The following is an 18,003-nucleotide window of genomic DNA, read 5'->3' on the forward strand; positions in this document are numbered from 1 at the left end:
CGTGACCGAAGGTGGGGGCGGTGTGACCATCGCCAAGAGCCGGCCCGAGTACTACATGTACGAGGCCCGCAAGCAGCTGGGCAAGCCGCTGAAGGTGCTCGACGGCGCCGGCGAGCAGATGTCGTTCTACGGCCGGACGCTCGCGTGGATGCCGAAGACGATCGTGCATTACACGCGCGAGGTCCTGCGCCTGCTCGCCGAAGTCGCGTTCGGATCGGGCGGACTCGCGGTCATCGGCGGCACCATCGGCGTGATGGTGCTGATGTCGGGGTTCACCGGCGTCGTGGTCGGCCTGCAGGGGTACGCCGCGCTCGACCAGATCGGGTCGCAGGCCCTCACCGGCTTCCTCTCCGCCTACGTCAACACCCGCGAGGTGGCCCCGCTGGTGGCGGGTCTCGCGCTGTCGGCGACCGTCGGCTGCGGCTTCACCGCCCAGCTCGGCGCCATGCGGATCTCGGAGGAGATCGACGCGCTGGAGACGATGGCCGTGCCGTCGATCCCGTTCCTGGTGTCGACCCGAGTGATCGCCGGTTTCATCGCGGTCATCCCGCTGTACGTGCTCGGCCTGCTGTCGGCGTACCTCGCCTCCCGCGTGGTGACGACGGTCTTCAACGGCCAGTCCGGCGGCTCCTACGACCACTACTTCAACCTGTTCCTGCCACCGGCCGACGTCTTGTGGTCGTTCGGCAAGGTGCTGGTCTTCGCGTTCGTGATCATCCTCGTGCACTGCTACTACGGCTACTACGCCTCGGGCGGTCCCGCGGGTGTGGGCGTGGCCGTCGGGCACGCGGTTCGAGCGGCTCTGGTGCTGATCGCGGTCCTGGACTTCTTCCTCGGCCTGGCGATCTGGGGCACCACCACAACCGTGCGAGTGGGAGGTTAACGTGACGCTGCTGCGTAAACGGTTGCTCGGACTCGTCTTCTTCCTCGTCGTCGCGTTGTTCCTCACCTTGACGATCACCAAGTTCAACAAGACGTTCACCGAGTTCACCGACGTCACGTTGCTGACCGACTCGACCGGCAACGCGCTGCCGGCGAACGCCGACGTCAAGGCCCGCGGCATGACCGTCGGCGAGGTGCGCGAGGTCAAGCCCGGACCCGACGGTTCCGTCGAAGTCGTGTTGGGACTCAACCCCGATCAGGCGTCGACGCTGTCGGCCGAGACCACCGCGCGCATCCTGCCGAAGACCCTGTTCGGCGAGCGCTACGTCGCCCTGCAGGTGCCGGAGGACAACTCCGGGCCGACGCTGAGCAACGGTGCGACGATCCAGACCGACCAGAGCGGCAACGCACTGGAAATCCAGCAGTTGTTCGACAAGCTGCTCCCGGTCCTCGAGGCGATCCCGCCGCAGGATCTGAACGCCACGCTGACCTCGCTGTCGTCGGCACTCTCGGGCCGCGGCGAGCAGCTGGGCACGACGCTGGAGGAACTCGACCAGATCTTCGGCGAGATCAACGAGAACCTGCCCGAACTCGAGGGCACCCTCGAGGGGTTGGCCAGCTTCTCGCAGACCTACTCCGAGGCGCTGCCCGACGTGGTCGACGCGCTCGACTCCCTGCGCACGACGACGAACACCATCGTCGAACGCCAGGACGACCTGCGGACCCTCATCGCCACCCTGGGTGTCGCGTCCGACGACCTGACCGGCTGGCTCCGTGCCAACCGCACCGACCTCATCGACCTGGCCGTCGACTCCGAGGAACTCCTCGTCGGACTCGCCAAGCAGTCACCGGCGTTCGTGTGCACCTTCCGCAACTTCGCGGGTCTGATCCCGGAGTCGCGCAAGATCGTCGGCCAGGGCACCGACAATCCGGGTGTGCGGGTGAACCTGCAGTTCGTCAACCCCCGTGGCCGTTACCTACCGAACCAGGACGAACCCGCTTCATGGACCTCGATCCGCCCGCTGTGTGTTACGACCCCAAGATGGGTGGCGACCGCCCGTTCCCGCAGTACCCGGGTGGTTCGCTCGCCGACGGCAGCTACCAACCGCCGTCACGTAACCCCGGTCCGCGCACGATGCCCGAGTTGCCGCAGCCGCAGTTCAGCGGCGTGCCCGCGGGGTCGGTCTCGGCCGCGTCGGGTGCGAAGCCGGTCGCGGTGGAGTCCAACCCGTTCGACGACCCGGACTACCGCAAGCAGCTGCAGGTCATCTACGGCGCCACCTCGGGCAAGGCGCCCGAAGAGGTGCCCACCTGGGTGACCATGATCGGCGGCGGTGCGCTGCAGGGTGCGAAGGTCGACATCAAATGAAGTCGATCGTCGGACCGCTGATCAAGTTGGTCATCTTCGGCGTGGTCACGGTGGTGACCACGAGTCTGCTCGCCGTCACCATCGCCAATGCGGGCGGTGACGGGGACGCGAAGTTCAACGCCGTCTTCACCGACGCCACGCTGCTCAACCCGGGCGACGACGTGCGCATCGCCGGTGTGCGTGTGGGACAGGTCGAGAGCGTCGAGGTCTACGACCGCAACAAGGCGAAGGTCGCGTTCAACGTCGACCGCGACCGGCTGCCGGACGGGACCCAGCTCTTCATCCGCTACCGCAACCTGACCGGGCTCCGGTACCTCGCGCTCGAGCGCGGGGCGGGCGATCCGTCGCAGACGGTCGCGCAGGGGCACACCTTCGGTCTGAACCCGGGCGTCAAGGACACCCACCCGCCGGTCAACCTGACCGAGCTGTTCAACGGATTCCGTCCGCTGTTCCAGCAGCTCTCGGCCTCCGACGTGAACAAGCTGACCGAGCAGATCATCGCGATCTTCGACGGTCAGGGCGGTTCGATCACCCGTCTGGTCAGCGACACCGCCGATCTGACGAACGCGATCGCCGACAAGGACAAGGTCATCGGTGAGCTGATCACGAACCTCACCAAGGTCCTCGACACCGTCAACCGCAACGACGAACAGTTCACCAGCCTGCTCGACAACACCGAGAAGCTCGTGACAGGCCTTGCGGCGCAACGCGGTTCGGTGGGTTCGGCGATCACCTCGGTCTCCAATCTGACCTCGGTCACGGCGAACATCCTCGGTGCGACGCGGCCGTCCATCCAGGGCGACATCGCCGGCCTGAAGTCGCTCGCCGATCAGATCAACGCGCGCGACGAGGACATCGAGGAGACGCTGACCAATCTGCCGATCAAGCTCCAGAAGATCGGCCGCGCAGCGACATTCGGTTCCTGGTTCCAGTTCTACCTGTGCGGTATCGACGTGGTGGCGGGCAACGGCAAGTCGCCGGTGCTGACGCAACCGCTGGTCCCGCTGCCCGACATCAACCATGTGCTCTACACCAGTGCGGCGACGCGCTGCTGGGCCGACGACCGGCCAGGGGGTGACCACGATGGCAGACAACAACGATCCGAACCCGCGTGACCCGAATGTGAACGACGACGAACGCGACGCGGCTGACGCCCCGGTGCAGCATCCGCACCGGCGCTTCGGCGGCCGGCGCAGCCCGGTCAGCATCGGCGCCATCGGCATCCTCATCCTGATGATGCTCGGACTCAGCTCGTTCTATCTCGCCGAACTGCCGCTGCTCGGCGCGGGTGCGCGCTACACGGCGAAGTTCACCGAGGCCGCCGGCCTCAAGCCGGGCAACGAGGTCCGCGTCGCGGGCGTGAAGGTGGGCGAGGTCGACGACGTCACCCTGGACGGGGACCGCGTCAACGTGACCTTCCGGGTGGAGAACACCTGGATCGGTGACCAGACCCAGGCGACGATCCAGATCAAGACGATCCTCGGTCAGAAGTTCCTGTCGCTGAATCCGCGTGGCAGCGAGCCCGCCGATCCCGACGTCCCGCTGACCGACACGGTCGCCCCGTACGACGTCATCGAGGCGTTCTCCGGTGCGGCCGAGCAGATCGGCGAACTCGACAACGACCAGCTGGCCGAGTCGATGCGCGTGCTGTCGGACACCTTCTCGGGGACCGCGGGTACCACGGGACCGGCGCTCGACGGCATCGCCCGTCTGTCGCAGACGATCTCGAGCCGCGACCAAGAGGTGCAGCGACTGCTCGCCGCGACGAAGGACACCTCGAAGATCCTCGCCGACCGCAACGAGGAGTTCGTGCGCCTCATCGGCGGCGCCGGTCAGTTGCTCGACGAGCTGAACAACCGCCAGCGCAACATCTCGGCGTTGCTGGCCAGCACCACGAGCCTGGGTGATTCGCTCACCGGCATCGTGCGCGACAACGAGGAACAGATCGGACCGGCACTCGACGCGCTGAAGGGCGTGAACGAGCTGCTGCAGCGGCAGAACCAGAACATCCGCGACTCGATCAAGTACATGGCGCCCTTCTACCGCCTGTACGCGAACGTGCTCGGCAACGGTCGATGGTTCGAGTCGTCGGTCGTGAACCTCCTGCCGCCGGCGCTGCCGCAGCAGAACACGACGCGGCCGCCGAACAAGCAGGCCATGGAGAACCAGGCCGGAACGGGGGTCGGCTGATGACCGCACCAGACCTGACCCAGAACTCGGGTCCCGGTCGATGGTTCACGCCGCGGCACATCGTGGTGCTCGTGATCGGGCTGATCCTCGCTCTCATCGTCGCGGGTGCGCTGTGGTGGGTGTTCACCTCGGTCGGCACCACCAAGATCACCGCGACCTTCAAGCGGTCGGTCGGCATCTACGAGGGCTCCGATGTCCGGGTGCTCGGGGTGGCGGTCGGCAAGGTCGACTCGGTCACGCCGGAGGGCGACACCGTCAAGGTGACGATGACCGTCGACCGCGGTGTCGAGCTGCCCGCGGATGTCCGTGCGGTGCAGATCATCCCGTCGGTCGTCGCGGATCGTTACGTGCAGCTGACCCCGGCCTACACGGGCGGGGAGAAGGCGCCGCGCGACCTCACCCTCTCCGTCGACCAGACAATGGTCCCGGTGGAGGTCGACCAGATCTACGCGAGTGTCAAGGAGCTGTCCGACGCACTCGGCCCCGACGGCGCCAACAAGACCGACGGCACCGGTCGGCAGGGTGCGGTGAGTGAACTCGTCACCACCGGCGCGGAGAACCTCGAGGGCAACGGCGAGAAGCTCGGCGCGGCCATCGAGGGATTGTCGAAAGCGTCGACGACGCTCAGCGACTCGCGCGGCAACCTCTTCGACACCGTCAAGAACCTGAACGTCTTCGTCGGCGCGCTGCGCGAGAACGACGCCCAGGTGCGGCAGTTCAACACGCAGATGGCCTCGTTCAACCAGTTCCTCGCCGGTGAGCGCGAGCAGCTCGCCGCCGCGCTGAACAAGCTGTCGATCGCTCTCGGCGACGTGGCGACGTTCCTCGCCGACAACCGTGAGCAGATCGGGGAGACGGTGAAGGACCTGCAGCCGACGACCCAGGCCCTGCTCGATCAGAAGAACAACCTCAAAGAGGTCCTGACCGTGCTGCCGATCACGGTGAACAACCTGATCAACGCCTACGACGCCGAGTCGGGCACGCTGTCGATGCGCCTGACGATCCCGGACCTGCAGGATCTGATCGGTGCCCAGTGTCGCCTGCTCGACCTCGGCAAGCTGCTGCCGGGCAACCCGGCCGCCGATCAGTTCAGCGACACCCTGCGGCCGCTGATCAGCCAGTGCGAGGAGATCGGTGAGCAGATCCAGGAAGGCGTCCTCGAGCCGCTGCTGCCCGTGCTGCCCTTCGGCATCATGAGCAACAACAAACTGCAGCGTGCGCCGGTGCCGGGCACCGTCCCGGGCAACCCCGATCCGGAGATCGGCAACCCGCCGTCGGAGCGGGCCCCGGCCTCCTCGTCGACCACCCCGCGACCCCGGGGAGGCAACTGATGAACCGCACGTCGATGCGTACGGCGATGGCCGGCGCGGCGCTGTCGCTGACCCTGCTGGTGACCGGCTGTATGTCCAACGGCATCCAGTCGATCCCGCTGCCCGGCGGCGTGAACACAGGCGACAACGCGCGCACGTACAAGATCCAGTTCGACGACGTGCTCGACCTCGTGCCGCAGTCGATGGTCAAGCGCGACGGGATCCCGGTCGGGCGCGTGACCAAGGTCGAGGTGCCCAACGATCAGTGGTTCGCCCAGGTCACCGTCGAGGTGCAGAACAACGTCGACCTGTCCGATGAGGCCGAGGCGAGCGTGCAGCAGACCTCGCTGCTCGGTGAGAAGTTCGTGTCGCTCACCGAGCCCGACGGCAGTGCCGACGCGCCGCGCCAGAACCCGGACCAGCCGATCCCGGTGTCGCGGACACGGACCGCCACCGACATCGAACAGGTCCTCGGGGCGCTCGCGCTGCTGCTCAACGGCGGTGGCCTCAACCAGCTGCAGCCGATCGTCACCGAGCTCAACAAGGCACTCGACGGCCGGACAGACAAGGTGCGCGACCTGATCGGCGAGACCGAGGACCTGATCGCCGGCCTCAACCGTCAGCGCGACGACATCATCACCGCGATCGACGGCCTGGCCGAGCTGTCCACCCGGACCGCCGCGCAGACCGCGCAGATCGACCGCATCCTCAAGCAGCTGCCCGCGGGCGTCGAGGTGCTCGAGGAGCAGCGTCCGCAGTTCGTCGAACTGCTGACCAAGCTCGACGAGCTCGGCCAGGTCGGTACCGACGTGCTGGGCAAGTCGCGCAAGGCGCTGATCAACGACCTGAAGGCGTTGCGGCCGGTGCTGACGCAGCTCGCCGCGGCGGCTCCGGATCTGATCACCGCCGCGCCGCTGATGCTCACGCATCCGTTCCCGGACTGGTTGCTGCCGGGTGTGCGCGGTGACTCGACCAACCTGTTCATGACGCTGGACCTCCGCGTGCTCAATCAGCTCGAGGCGCTCGGTGTCGGCCAGGGGACCCCGAGGTACGTCCCGCCCGCTCGGGTGAACGTGCCGGTCGACCGGCGCAACCCGTACTACCGCGGCAACGGCCCGCGCTACGGCTGGCCGACGATCACGCTGCTCCCGCCGGCCCCGAACTCACGTCCGGGACCGAACACCCCGCCGTCGGGTGGCACCTACCCCGCGTCGTTCTCACGGCCGGCCGATGCGGCCGGTCAGATGCCGACCCCGGCGGTGCCCGGTCAGGGCATCCTCGACGGTCCGCTGGCCGCCATGGGGCTCGCTCCGGCGGCGCCCGCCGGGAACCCGGCATCCGACCCGTCAGGAGGTGGACGATGATCGGCAAGCTCGTCAAGATCCAGCTGATCGTGTTCGTCGTCGTCGGCCTGGTGGCGCTGGTCTACGTGGGCGCGAAGTACGCCCGTCTGGACAAACTGGCCGGTGTCGGCATGTACACGGTCACCGCCAAGCTGCCCGACTCCGGCGGCATCTTCACCAACGCCGAGGTCACCTACCAGGGTGTGCCCGTGGGTCGCGTCGGCAAGCTGACGCTCACGCCCGACGGTGTGGACGTCGCTCTCGACATCGACTCGGGCGGGCCGGAGATCCCGGCGTCGGCGACCGCGGTCGTCGCGAACCGGTCGGCGATCGGTGAGCAGTTCGTCGATCTGCAGCCGACGTCGTCGGAGGGGCCGTACCTGAAGGGCGGCGACACGATCACCAAGTACGTGCTGCCCGAGCCGCTCGAGGACGTGGTGGCCTCGGCGATCGACTTCACCGATTCGATCCCGGTCGACGACCTGAACACGGTCATCACCGAACTCGGCAACGCGTTCAACGGCCAGGGCGAGAACCTGACCCGCCTCGTCGACTCACTCGGCAAGCTCTCGCGGGCCGGCGTCGACAACCTGAGCGAGACGGTCGCGCTCATTCAGAACTCGAACGTCGTGCTCGACACGCAGGCCGACCAGTCCGACGCGATCCTGACCTGGTCGCGCAACCTGAACCTGGTGACCGCGACCCTCGCCTCGGCCGATCCCGACCTGCGGCGACTGCTCACCACGGGCACGTTGTCGGCGACGCAGATCTCGGAGCTGATCCAGAAGAACGGCAACGACCTGTCGAAGGTCGTGAAGGATCTCGCCGAGGTGGCCCGCACGATCGAGCCGGCGACCTACACGACGTCGACGACGTTCGCGATGCTCTCCGCGCTGTCGGCGGGCAGCCACGCACCCGCGCCGGGCGACGGCCAGATCCACTTCGGTGTCGTCCTGGAGACCAACAACCCCGCGGCCTGTACCCGTGGCTACGAGGGCACCGACGCGGTCCTCGCCGAGGCTCGGCGCAACAACCCGGACTTCGATCCCCGCTACGACGACTTCGCCTTCAACACCGAAGCGAAGTGCACTGTGCCGCTGGGTAATCCGACCGGCGTCCGAAGTGCTGAGCGGGCCCAGTACGCCAATCCGGCGTACCCGCAGCCGTGGGACAACACCCCCAAGAAGGATCCCGACAAGCTCAACCTCAACCCGCTCGCCCAGCAGCTCGCAGCGCTGCTCGGCGTCCGGCCGCGCTAGACCCGACCACCCGACGAGCGTCGCCGCCCCTGATCGGACCTCCCACGGTCCGAACCTCGGCCTTGGCTTGCGCTCAGGAGCGATATATACAGTGTGTTCCCGATGACTGTCACCGCAGAACCGACAGAGAACAAGCCCGGCGGCCCCCGTCCCGCCCTGCGGCGGGCGGCGAAGTCCGCACCGTTCGTCCTGGCTGCCGTGGCGGTCGTGGTCGGCGTGGTGCTCGTCGCCGTGTTCGGTGTGCGGGCCTACAACGTCTACTTCGACGAGTACCCGGCGCAGGAGACGCGCGACGCCGCCACCCAGGCCGCCGAGCAGGCCGTCCTCAACATCACGACGATCGACCCGGCCGACATCGACGGCTTCCGCAAGCGTGCGGAGGCGTCCCTGACCGGGAAGGCCAAGGACGAGGTGCTCGGCAGTGAGAAAGACGGTGAGGGCGGCAACGTGCTCGACATGCTCGGGACCGCCGGACCGAACACCGCCAAGCTGAACGCGCGGCTCTTGCGCAGCGCACCGAGCGAGGTCGACGCCGACGAGCAGAAGGCCAAGGTGCTCGTCTACGTCGTGACGACGCTCGAACGCCCCGGCCAGTCCGGGATCGACGAGACACGCGGCTTCGACGTCAGCATGACCAAGGACGGCGACACCTGGAAGGCCGAGAACATCCTCGGTCTGGAGGGCATCGCCTACGCCGACGGCGGCGGTGCGCCCGCCCCCGCGGCCCCGGCCCCGGCTCCGGAAGGGGGCAACTGATGGCACCGGATCGCGGTAAGAAGAAGCCCACCCCGAAGCGCCGCCCGACCCCAAAGGTCGCCGGCCGGACTTCTCCGCCCTCTGAGGTGCGAGGCGCGAAGGCGACGAGCATCGAAGGGCCTGGTGACGACACCACGAAGGCCGACACCCCACTGCCCCCTGAGGTGCGAGGAGCGAAAGCGGAAGCCCCCCTGCTCCCTGAGGTGCGAGGAGCGAGAGCGACGAGCCACGAAGGGCCTGGTGACGCCACCGCGGAAACCGACACCGCAGAAACCGACGCCGTCAGCCTCGAGAAGTCGGCGACGGCGGAGTCGACCACAGCCGAGTCGCCCAAACCCAAGACCAAACCGGTCGCGCGGGTCTCGACCCTGCGCCGCGGAGACACCCCGGCGCCGGCCGGATCGCCCGACAAGCCGAACCGGCCGATGGGCCGGCGTCCCGGCAAGCGGGACCGGCGGGGGAGGGGTGCCTCCCGCAATCCCCTCGGCATCCGTACCGGAGTGCTGGCGGGCATCGCGGCCGTGTTGTTCGTCATCGCTGCCATCCTCGCGTTCCATCCGGGCGCCGAGATCGGGCCGAACAGGGCGTTCGTGGACCAGGAGTCGACATCGCAGCTCACCTCGCAGGCCCAGGAGCGGATCTGCGCGGTGTTCGGGTACGACCACACCGAACTCGACGAGTGGCAGCGGCGGGCGCAGGACGCGCTGACCGGGCAGGCCCGCACGGAGTTCGACGAGACGCTGAAGGCGCAGCGCGAGCTGATCACGCAGACCAAGACGGGTGCGGAGTGCCGGGTCGACGCGATCGGCGTCCGGGACCTCTCCGGCGCCGACGACGGCGCGACCGCGACCGTCATCGCGAACCTGGTGGTGAGCGAGACGCAGAACAGCATGGCCACCAACAGCGGTGCACCGCGCGCCCAGTTCGCGATGGTGCGTGAGGGCGACCAATGGCGGATCCGGGCGGTCGAGCCCTTCTGATCGAGGTGCGTCGGCTCCCTCATCACCAGGTCGGACGCCGAGTTCGACACCGACTTCGCGAAATTCGCGCGTAGCGCTTGACGTGGAGGCGATGTCGGGCCAGGCTGTGACCAGCGATCGACGTGCAGGCAGCCACCCGCGCGAAATCGCTTTCCGGACGGCTTGACAAAGTGCGTCTATTTTCTGCTACAGTTGGACGTTGCGCTGGCTGCCTCCTGTCCATCTATCGATCCTTCTTCGGCCACTCTCTAGACGTGTGTGCTGCGGTGATCGCCGATTCCAGGGTGTCACCAGCGAACGGCCCATCAAGCCACGTACTGCACATCTAGGTTGTGAATAACGTCGTGTTGGAAGGACGCATCTTGGCAGTCAACCGCCAGTCCACCTCAACAATCCCCGGCGCGCCGCATCGCGCGTCGTTTGCAAAGATCAGCGAGCCGCTGGAGGTCCCGGGCCTCCTCGACCTCCAACTCGATTCGTTCGAATGGCTCGTCGGTTCGCCGGAGTGGCGCGCGAAGGCGATCGCCCGCGGCGACGAGAACCCGACCGGTGGCCTCGAGGACATCCTCCACGAGCTGTCCCCGATCGAGGACTTCTCCGGTTCGATGTCCCTGTCGTTCTCCGAGCCGCACTTCGACGAGGTCAAGGCCTCCGTCGAGGAGTGCAAGGACAAGGACATGACCTACGCGGCGCCGCTGTTCGTCACCGCGGAGTTCATCAACAACAACACCGGCGAGATCAAGTCGCAGACCGTCTTCATGGGCGACTTCCCGATCATGACCGAAAAGGGCAGCTTCATCATCAACGGCACCGAGCGTGTCGTGGTGAGCCAGCTGGTCCGCAGCCCCGGCGTGTACTTCGACGCCTCGATCGACAAGACCACCGAGAAGACCCTGCACACCGTCAAGGTGATCCCGGGTCGCGGTGCGTGGCTCGAGTTCGACGTCGACAAGCGCGACACCGTGGGTGTGCGTATCGACCGCAAGCGCCGTCAGCCGGTCACCGTGCTGCTCAAGGCGCTGGGCTTCACCGCCGAGGAGATCACCGAGCGGTTCGGGTTCTCCGAGATCATGATGTCGACGCTGGAGAAGGACAACACCGGCAGCCAGGACGAGGCGCTGCTGGAGGTCTACCGCAAGCTGCGCCCGGGTGAGCCGCCGACCAAGGAGTCCGCGGAGAACCTCCTGGAGAACCTGTTCTTCAAGGACAAGCGTTACGACCTCGCCCGCGTGGGCCGCTACAAGGTCAACAAGAAGCTGGGCCTGACGGGCAACCCGATGGTGGGCGAGTCCACGCTGACCCGCGAGGACATCATCGCGACCGTCGAGTACCTGGTGCGTCTGCACGAGGCCGACCCGCACACCACCACCTACATGACCGTCCCCGGTGGCGTCGAGGTGCCCGTCGAGGTCGACGACATCGACCACTTCGGCAACCGTCGCCTGCGTACCGTCGGCGAGCTGATCCAGAACCAGATCCGCGTGGGCCTCTCGCGTATGGAGCGTGTCGTGCGTGAGCGTATGACCACCCAGGACGTCGAGGCGATCACCCCGCAGACCCTGATCAACATCCGTCCCGTCGTGGCGGCGATCAAGGAGTTCTTCGGAACCAGCCAGCTGTCGCAGTTCATGGACCAGAACAACCCGCTGTCGGGTCTGACCCACAAGCGTCGTCTGTCGGCGCTGGGCCCGGGTGGTCTGAGCCGTGAGCGTGCCGGCCTCGAGGTGCGCGACGTGCACCCGTCGCACTACGGCCGCATGTGCCCGATCGAGACCCCTGAGGGTCCGAACATCGGTCTGATCGGTTCGCTGTCGGTGTACGCGCGGGTCAACCCGTTCGGATTCATCGAGACCCCGTACCGCAAGGTCGTCGACGGCGTCGTCTCCGACGACATCGAGTACATGACCGCCGACGAGGAGGACCGCTTCCTCATCGGTCAGGCGAACACCAACTTCGACGGCAGCGGACGCATCACCGATGAGCGTGTCCTGGTGCGCAAGAAGGGCTCCGAGGTGGAGTTCGTCGGCGCGACCGATGTCGAGTACCTCGACGTCTCGCCGCGTCAGATGGTGTCCGTCGCGACCGCGATGATCCCGTTCCTCGAGCACGACGACGCCAACCGCGCCCTGATGGGTGCGAACATGCAGCGTCAGGCCGTGCCGCTGGTGCGCAACGAGTCGCCGCTGGTCGGTACCGGCATGGAGCTGCGTGCCGCCGTCGACGCCGGTGACGTCATCGTGTCGTCGAAGACCGGTGTGGTGGAAGAGGTCTCGGCCGACTACATCACCGTCATGTCCGACGACGGCACCCGCGACACGTACCGGATGCGCAAGTTCGCGCGCTCCAACCACGGCACCTGCGCCAACCAGCGTCCGATCGTGGACGAGGGTCAGCGCGTGGAGTCCGGCCAGGTCCTCGCCGACGGCCCCTGCACCGAGAACGGTGAGATGGCGCTCGGCAAGAACCTGCTCGTGGCGATCATGCCGTGGGAGGGCCACAACTACGAGGACGCGATCATCCTGAGCCAGCGGCTCGTGGAGGAGGACGTGCTCACCTCGATCCACATCGAGGAGCACGAGATCGACGCCCGCGACACCAAGCTCGGTGCCGAGGAGATCACCCGGGACATCCCGAACGTCTCCGACGAGGTCCTCGCCGATCTCGACGAGCGCGGCATCGTGCGCATCGGTGCCGAGGTCCGCGACGGCGACATCCTGGTCGGCAAGGTCACCCCGAAGGGCGAGACCGAGCTGACCCCGGAAGAGCGTCTGCTGCGTGCCATCTTCGGTGAGAAGGCCCGTGAGGTCCGCGACACGTCGCTGAAGGTGCCGCACGGCGAGACCGGCAAGGTCATCGGCGTGCGCGTGTTCAGCCGCGAGGACGACGACGACCTGGCTCCCGGCGTCAACGAGCTGGTCCGCGTGTACGTGGCCCAGAAGCGCAAGATCCAGGACGGCGACAAGCTCGCCGGTCGTCACGGCAACAAGGGCGTCATCGGCAAGATCCTCCCGCAGGAGGACATGCCGTTCCTGCCCGATGGCACCCCCGTCGACATCATCCTCAACACCCACGGTGTGCCGCGGCGTATGAACATCGGCCAGATCCTGGAGACCCACCTCGGGTGGGTGGCCAAGGCCGGCTGGAACATCAACGTCGCCGAGGGTGTGCCGGAGTGGGCGTCGCGTCTGCCCGAGGACATGTACTCGGCCGAGCCCGACACCAACACCGCCACCCCGGTGTTCGACGGCGCCCGCGAGGAGGAGCTGACCGGACTGCTGTCCTCGACGCTGCCGAACCGCGACGGTGAGGTCATGGTCAACGGCGACGGCAAGGCGACGCTGTTCGACGGTCGTTCCGGCGAGCCGTTCCCGTACCCGGTGTCGGTCGGCTACATGTACATCATCAAGCTGCACCACCTGGTCGACGACAAGATCCACGCTCGTTCGACCGGCCCGTACTCGATGATCACCCAGCAGCCGCTGGGTGGTAAGGCGCAGTTCGGTGGTCAGCGCTTCGGTGAGATGGAGTGCTGGGCCATGCAGGCCTACGGTGCGGCGTACACGCTGCAGGAACTGCTGACCATCAAGTCGGACGACGTGGTGGGCCGCGTCAAGGTCTACGAGGCGATCGTCAAGGGCGAGAACATCCCGGAGCCGGGTATCCCCGAGTCGTTCAAGGTGCTGCTGAAGGAGCTTCAGTCGCTGTGCCTGAACGTCGAGGTGCTCAGCTCCGACGGTGCCGCCATCGAGATGCACGACACCGACGACGAGGACCTGGAGCGCGCCGCTGCCAACCTCGGCATCAACCTGTCGCGCAACGAGTCGGCCACCGTCGACGATCTCGCCAACTGATCTGACCCTCACCCGGCCGGGTTTCGCCCCGGCTACTGACAACAGAGCTCTGGAAAGGTAACAAGTGCTCGACGTCAACTTTTTCGACGAACTGAAGATCGGCCTGGCCACGGCCGACGACATCCACAACTGGTCATACGGTGAGGTCAAGAAGCCGGAGACGATCAACTACCGCACGCTCAAGCCGGAGAAGGACGGCCTGTTCTGCGAGAAGATCTTCGGCCCGACCCGCGACTGGGAGTGCTACTGCGGCAAGTACAAGCGCGTCCGCTTCAAGGGCATCATCTGTGAGCGCTGCGGCGTCGAGGTGACCAAGGCCAAGGTGCGCCGTGAGCGCATGGGCCACATCGAGCTGGCCGCCCCGGTCACGCACATCTGGTACTTCAAGGGTGTGCCGAGCCGGCTGGGCTACCTGCTCGACCTGGCGCCGAAGGATCTCGAGAAGATCATCTACTTCGCCGCCTACGTGATCACCGCGGTCGACGACGAGCTCCGGCACAACGAGCTCTCGACGCTCGAGGCCGAGATGGAGGTCGAGAAGAAGGCCGTCGCCGATCAGCGCGACGTCGACCTCAACGAGCGTCAGCAGAAGCTCGAGCAGGATCTCGCCGAGCTGGAGGCCGAGGGCGCCAAGGCCGACGTGCGCCGCAAGGTGCGCGACGGTGCCGACCGCGAGATGCGTCGTATGCGCGACGCCGCCCAGCGTGAGCTCGACGGTCTCGAGGAGATCTGGGACAAGTTCGTCAAGCTCGCCCCGGGCGACCTCATCATCGACGAGAAGCTCTACCGTCAGCTCGAAGAGCGCTACGGCGAGTACTTCCAGGGTTCGATGGGTGCCGAGGCGATCAAGAAGCTCCTGGAGACCTTCGACATCGACGCCGAGGCCGAGTCGCTGCGCGAGACCATCCGCAGCGGCAAGGGCCAGAAGAAGCTGCGCGCGCTCAAGCGACTCAAGGTCGTCGCGGCGTTCCAGCAGTCGGGCAACTCGCCGCTGGGCATGGTTCTCGACGCCGTTCCGGTGATCCCGCCGGAGCTGCGTCCGATGGTGCAGCTCGACGGTGGCCGCTTCGCGACCTCCGACCTCAACGATCTGTACCGCCGCGTCATCAACCGCAACAACCGCCTCAAGCGACTGATCGATCTGGGTGCTCCCGAGATCATCGTCAACAACGAGAAGCGGATGCTGCAGGAGTCGGTCGACGCCCTGTTCGACAACGGTCGTCGTGGCCGTCCGGTCACCGGGCCGGGCAACCGCCCGCTGAAGTCGTTGAGCGATCTGCTCAAGGGCAAGCAGGGTCGTTTCCGTCAGAACCTGCTCGGCAAGCGCGTCGACTACTCGGGCCGTTCGGTCATCGTCGTCGGTCCGCAGCTCAAGCTGCACCAGTGTGGTCTGCCGAAGTTGATGGCTCTCGAGCTGTTCAAGCCGTTCGTGATGAAGCGTCTGGTCGACCTGAACCAGGCGCAGAACATCAAGTCGGCCAAGCGCATGGTCGAGCGTCAGCGCCCCGCGGTGTGGGACGTCCTCGAAGAGGTCATCGCCGAGCATCCGGTGCTGCTGAACCGTGCACCGACGCTGCACCGCCTCGGCATCCAGGCCTTCGAGCCGCAGCTGGTGGAGGGCAAGGCCATTCAGCTCCACCCGCTGGTGTGTGAGGCCTTCAACGCCGACTTCGACGGTGACCAGATGGCCGTGCACCTCCCGCTGTCGGCGGAGGCGCAGGCCGAGGCGCGCATCCTGATGCTGTCGTCGAACAACATCCTGTCGCCGGCGTCGGGCCGTCCGCTCGCCATGCCGCGTCTGGACATGGTGACCGGTCTGTACTACCTGACCACCCTCAAGGAGGGTGCGGCAGGCGAGTACACCGCGGCCAACGGCGACGACGTCGAGCGCGGCGTGTACTCGACCCCGGCCGAGGCCATCATGGCCGTCGACCGCGGTGTGCTGACCGTGCAGTCGCGCATCAAGGTGCGTCTGACCGACCAGCGTCCGCCGGCCGACATCGAGGCCGAGCAGTTCCCCGACGGCTGGAAGTACGGCTCGCCGTGGGACATCGAGACCACGCTGGGCCGGGTGCTGTTCAACGAGCTGTTGCCGATCGAGTACCCGTTCGTCAACGAGCAGATGCCGAAGAAGCGTCAGGCCGTGATCATCAACGATCTCGCCGAGCGCTACCCGATGATCGTGGTCGCCCAGACCGTCGACAAGCTGAAGGACGTCGGCTTCTACTGGGCCACCCGTTCGGGTGTCACGGTCTCGATGGCCGACGTGCTGGTGCCGCCGCAGAAGGCGGAGATCCTCGACAAGTACGAGGAGCGGGCCGACGGTCTGGAGCGCAAGTTCCAGCGCGGTGCCCTCACCCCGGACGAGCGTCGTGACTCCCTCGTGGAGATCTGGAAGCAGGCGACCGAAGAGGTCGGCGCGGCCATGGAGGCGCACTACCCGGACGACAACCCGATCCCGATGATCGTGAAGTCGGGTGCGGCGGGCAACATGACCCAGATCCGCTCGCTGGCGGGCATGAAGGGTCTGGTGACCAACCCGAAGGGTGAGTTCATCCCGCGTCCGATCAAGTCCTCGTTCCGCGAGGGCCTGACCGTGGCCGAGTACTTCATCAACACGCACGGTGCCCGAAAGGGTCTGGCCGACACCGCGCTTCGTACCGCCGACTCGGGTTACCTGACCCGTCGTCTGGTGGACGTGTCGCAGGACGTCATCGTGCGCGAGACCGACTGTGGCACCGAGCGTGGCATCACCACGACCATCGCCGAGAAGCAGGCCGACGGCACGCTCATCCGTGACGCGCACGTCGAGACCTCGACCTACGCCCGCACGCTGGCGCAGGACGCGGTCGACGCCGACGGCAACGTCATCGTCGAGCGCGGTCACGACCTGGGCGACCCGGCCATCGAGGCCCTGCTCGCCGCCGGCATCACGCAGGTGAAGGTCCGCTCGGTCCTGACCTGTGGGACCGGCACCGGTGTGTGTGCGATGTGCTACGGCCGTTCGATGGCCACCGGCAAGCTCGTCGACATCGGCGAGGCCGTCGGTATCATCGCGGCCCAGTCGATCGGTGAGCCCGGTACCCAGCTGACGATGCGTACGTTCCACCAGGGTGGCGTCGGTGACGACATCACCGGTGGTCTGCCGCGTGTCCAAGAGCTCTTCGAGGCCCGCGTCCCCAAGGGCGTGGCACCGATCGCGGAGGTCTCCGGCCGGGTGCGCCTCGAGGACGACGACCGCTTCTACAAGATCACCCTCATCCCGGACGATGGTTCGGAAGAGGTTGTCATCGACAAGATCTCGAAGCGTCAGCGTCTGCGCGTGTTCAAGCACGACGACGGTTCCGAGCGGCTCCTCGCCGACGGTGACCACGTCGAGGTCGGCCAGCAGCTCATGGAGGGCTCGGCCAACCCGCACGAGGTGCTCCGCGTCATGGGTCCCCGTCAGGTGCAGATCCACCTGGTCAACGAGGTCCAGGAGGTCTACCGCAGCCAGGGTGTGTCGATCCACGACAAGCACATCGAGACCATCGTGCGTCAGATGCTGCGTCGCGTGACGATCATCGACCACGGTTCGACCGAGTTCCTGCCCGGTTCGCTCGTCGAGCGCGCCGAGTTCGAGGCGGCCAACCGTCAGGTCGTGACCGAGGGTGGCGAGCCCGCAGCCGGACGTCCGGTGCTGATGGGTATCACCAAGGCCTCGCTGGCGACCGAGTCGTGGCTGTCGGCGGCGTCGTTCCAGGAGACCACGCGTGTCCTGACCGACGCGGCGATCAACAGCCGCAGCGACAAGCTGATCGGTCTGAAGGAGAACGTGATCATCGGTAAGTTGATCCCGGCCGGTACCGGTATCAACCGCTACCGCAACATCCAGGTTCAGCCGACCGAAGAGGCTCGTGCCGCGGCGTACGCGGTGCCGTCGTACGACGACACCTACTACAGCCCGGACGGCACCTTCGGTGCTCCGGCCGGCGCTGCGGTGCCGCTGGACGACTACGGGTTCTCCAACGACTACCGGTAGGCGCTAGGACAAGACGACGCGGCCCCCGCACTCATCGCGAGT

10 protein-coding genes and 1 pseudogene are annotated in these 18,003 nt (G+C 66.8%); all 11 read left to right on the plus strand.

Annotated elements, in window-relative coordinates:
• Position 1 precedes the first annotated feature (1 nt).
• The gene (locus MVF96_RS05450) at positions 2-883 is read left to right on the plus strand and encodes an MlaE family ABC transporter permease (protein ID WP_058253306.1); all 882 of its coding nucleotides are present in this window, start codon (positions 2-4) and stop codon (positions 881-883) included.
• Position 884: 1 nt separating this feature from the next.
• A pseudogene (locus tag MVF96_RS05455) lies at positions 885-2,251 on the plus strand (MCE family protein).
• Positions 2,248-3,366, plus strand: coding sequence for an MCE family protein (locus tag MVF96_RS05460; protein WP_247451583.1), 1,119 nt, complete (start codon positions 2,248-2,250; stop codon positions 3,364-3,366). The pseudogene MVF96_RS05455 and the gene MVF96_RS05460 overlap by 4 nt, the downstream one beginning before the upstream one ends.
• On the plus strand, positions 3,335-4,441 hold the full coding sequence (locus MVF96_RS05465) for an MCE family protein (RefSeq protein WP_065629320.1): 1,107 nt from the start codon (positions 3,335-3,337) through the stop codon (positions 4,439-4,441). Before MVF96_RS05460 ends, MVF96_RS05465 begins: the two co-directional genes overlap by 32 nt.
• Complete coding sequence (locus MVF96_RS05470; protein ID WP_058253303.1) at positions 4,441-5,772, plus strand: MCE family protein; 1,332 nt, start codon at positions 4,441-4,443, stop codon at positions 5,770-5,772. The genes MVF96_RS05465 and MVF96_RS05470 overlap by 1 nt, the downstream gene beginning before the upstream one ends.
• Entirely contained in the window at positions 5,772-7,115 is a 1,344-nt protein-coding gene (locus MVF96_RS05475) for an MCE family protein (protein ID WP_068970877.1), read from the plus strand. Before MVF96_RS05470 ends, MVF96_RS05475 begins: the two co-directional genes overlap by 1 nt.
• Positions 7,112-8,353 (plus strand): MCE family protein, encoded by a 1,242-nt coding sequence (locus tag MVF96_RS05480; protein WP_159370213.1) that lies wholly within the window; start codon positions 7,112-7,114, stop codon positions 8,351-8,353. Before MVF96_RS05475 ends, MVF96_RS05480 begins: the two co-directional genes overlap by 4 nt.
• 102 nt (positions 8,354-8,455) lie before the next feature.
• The gene (locus tag MVF96_RS05485) at positions 8,456-9,109 is read left to right on the plus strand and encodes a hypothetical protein (RefSeq protein ID WP_247451584.1); all 654 of its coding nucleotides are present in this window, start codon (positions 8,456-8,458) and stop codon (positions 9,107-9,109) included.
• Positions 9,110-9,312: 203 nt separating this feature from the next.
• Positions 9,313-10,089, plus strand: coding sequence for a hypothetical protein (locus MVF96_RS05490; protein ID WP_336286295.1), 777 nt, complete (start codon positions 9,313-9,315; stop codon positions 10,087-10,089).
• 344 nt (positions 10,090-10,433) lie between these two features.
• Complete coding sequence (gene rpoB, locus MVF96_RS05495; RefSeq protein WP_247451586.1) at positions 10,434-13,940, plus strand: DNA-directed RNA polymerase subunit beta; 3,507 nt, start codon at positions 10,434-10,436, stop codon at positions 13,938-13,940.
• A gap of 64 nt (positions 13,941-14,004) precedes the next feature.
• Entirely contained in the window at positions 14,005-17,961 is a 3,957-nt protein-coding gene (locus MVF96_RS05500) for a DNA-directed RNA polymerase subunit beta' (RefSeq protein ID WP_065629271.1), read from the plus strand.
• The last annotated feature ends 42 nt before the right edge of the window (positions 17,962-18,003 follow it).

Origin of the sequence: Gordonia hongkongensis, from assembly GCF_023078355.1 — a bacterium.
Taxonomy (GTDB): domain Bacteria; phylum Actinomycetota; class Actinomycetes; order Mycobacteriales; family Mycobacteriaceae; genus Gordonia; species Gordonia hongkongensis.